A 2,706-nucleotide genomic window follows, 5' to 3' on the forward strand; every position below is an offset into this window, starting at 1 on the left:
TTCTATAAAACGGTCAATTTTAAAAATCACGAAATTGCAGGCTTTACAACACTTTGTAACACGATATAGGTCTGTCCGATAATCCCTCTCATATAAAAATAATCAATGCTTCATTTTTAACACAGGAAGATAAAGACATCTCCCTGTGTTTTTCTTAATAATATCCCCGCTCTTCTCGCCAGTCTTTTACATAACATCGAATTCCAATATAGACCACATATACAAGTAGTAACAGTACAATGAGGTTTATCGGAATGACAGATTTTATCCATTCGCCAAAGTAGATTACGATAGCTGTACTCATTATTGCCACCATAATGCTGATGATATCCCAACAATATTTCCGGTAGATTTTTCCCACCTGATAGCCAATCCCAATTATCAGGAATCCCGTTATAATGAATAAAATTCCCATAACAATAGCCGCGATCAGCCAGTACACAATCCCGGAAACGATACTGTTTGAGATTCCATTGCTTAACTGTCCGAAAGAATCTGCTCCTGTAACAAATTCTCGAAACAGGTTTATGATTCCTTTACCAATCGTACCGAAAAAGGTGATACAGTCGTTAAGAAAAACCGGAGAAAGGATAGCTGTGAACAGTGTAGTTGCTATGCTGTACCATGCCAACAGGAACATAAGGCTTTCATAACCTGTTGTCATTTGTTTATATTTTTTCTCCAACTGAATTTTTCGATTATCGCATTTTTCTTTTGCTTTCTGATAAGCAGTACGGTCACAGTTATCGCATTTCTCATAAGGCACTTTTTTCTCGACAGGCACCTCTACCGTCTTTTGGTGTGTCTGTGCATAGCGTTTTGCCTGCTCCGCTTTTTCGTACTTAAATTTCCATGCCACGACTTCTGCGTCGGCTCTTTTCCTGCTGTCTGTCTCGCTGGTTAATTGTTCCTCTGTTTGCTTTAATTTTGTCCGCAATGCTTCGATATTCTCGGCTCTGTTTTCGCTGTTCAATTTCTCGTTCAAGGTCAGCGATCTGTTTAGCTGCCTGTTCAGTTCCAGAATTGTCTGGTCTTTCTGATCCAGTTCGTCCTGCATCTGTTCCGTCATTGCCAGGAGTTCTTCCACCCGCCCGACGTTCTCTAAGTTTACGCATTCGTTCATCAATATCCCTCGCTTTCTCTATCTGCTGTTTAATGTCAGTAATAAGCTGTTCTCGTTGTTCAGCTTCTGCGTTAATTCCTGCCATTGCTGATTCTCGTTTTCCAACTGTTCGATTCTGACTTTTTGCTGTTCGATCTGGGAGAGCAGTTCTTCTGTATCTGGCAAAAGATTCAGAAGCCCGGATAACTCGCTGTTTAAGATCTGCAAACTCTGGTTCTGCTCCTGAAAGGACAGAAGCTGTCTGTCCCGTTCCTGTAATTCCTGTACCATCTCTGCCATAAGGTTCTGCTGTTCCTCGATCTGGTTTATCATTGACTCCATCATGGGAATGACTTCCCGGCTTTCTTCTAAGGTCATTTAACCACTCCTTCCACTGTGATAATGCACCAGATACTTTTCCGAAACTGGTCTGTATCTTTTTCAGCAGTGCATTTTGTCTTTTTATGATCTGGTTTTCCTCTACTTTCCATGAAGCTGTCTGCACCTGTCCACTCTGGAATTTCTCATCAATCTTTCTTGCATCAGCACCCTCATGGATTGTAGGGATTTCTAATTTTCCCTGTCTTGCATAGGAACGGTGGTCAATCTGTTGTTCTACTGATAAATGGTCATTACAGACTTTCGCCCATTCGCTCCGCCATAATTCACAATTCTTTGGATTGTTCCATCCGGTAGCATCGGTCAGCACCCGTTTCCATTGTTTACGGTTCCTTGCACCAACTTTCTGATTACCGTTTTCGTCCAATACCGGAATTCGGATTCCATGACGGTCAGGATTCTTTTTATCCTGCCACCAGTCCGGGTGGGATTCATCAACCACAATATTTCCGTCAGTATCTCTGACAAACTCCCAGTCTTTGACTTCTTTGTTTCCCCATGAGTGGTCGGGATTAAAGGGACGCATGGTTACAAGTAAATGCACATGCGGGTTTCCGTCGCCCTTATCGTGAATGCTCCAATCTGCACACATGCCTTTGTCCACAAAGTTTTTCTGAATATAATCTGTTGTATATTCAATTTGTTCCTGTCGATTCCATTCTTTTGGAAGTGAGAACTCAAACGATCTGCCAAGCTGTGCGTCTGAACTTTTCTCAATCTTCAAAACTTCATTCCATAAGCACTGTTTCTGAAAAGTAAGTTTGAATTTCTCCAGTACAACTTCTTTGTTGTCTGCCCTTTTATACCGGACAGATTTCTGAAACCGTTTGATATTTTCGGCAGGTACATTCTGCCATTCCTGCGGTGCATTTTCACACATCATCAAACTGGTATAAACAACTTCTCTTTTGGAAGTGTAGTAACTGATCCTGCCTGTTTCTTCATTTTTCATTACATCACCATTGAGATAGGCAGACGCTGATATGATGGATTTCCCTTTGCTGCGTCCGACAATCTTTACCGTATAATGAAAGATCGCCATGATCCGTTTCCCCCCTTTCTGCCGTACCCGGCATTGATTTCCGGCAGTTAACATTTCCTGTAAAAGAGAATGGTATCTGCCGGAACGCCCTCTGCGTAAGAGTGTGCTCTGTGCATAACAGCCTGCATGGAATGCGCCCCTCTGGCGAAGAGTGCCTCCTGCG

2 protein-coding genes are annotated in these 2,706 nt (G+C 42.4%); both read right to left on the reverse strand.

Annotated elements, in window-relative coordinates; all coding sequences use genetic code 11:
* Positions 1-154: 154 nt before the first annotated feature.
* A complete protein-coding gene (locus RDS42_RS13980; protein ID WP_004841175.1) occupies positions 155-859 on the reverse strand; it encodes a DUF6040 family protein in 705 nt (234 codons plus the stop codon).
* On the reverse strand, positions 843-2,543 hold the full coding sequence (locus RDS42_RS13985; RefSeq protein WP_055159449.1) for a MobA/MobL family protein: 1,701 nt from the start codon (positions 2,541-2,543) through the stop codon (positions 843-845). Before RDS42_RS13985 ends, RDS42_RS13980 begins: the two co-directional genes overlap by 17 nt.
* Positions 2,544-2,706: the final 163 nt, after the last annotated feature.

Source organism: uncultured Blautia sp. (genome assembly GCF_902497045.1).
Taxonomy (GTDB): domain Bacteria; phylum Bacillota; class Clostridia; order Lachnospirales; family Lachnospiraceae; genus Blautia_A.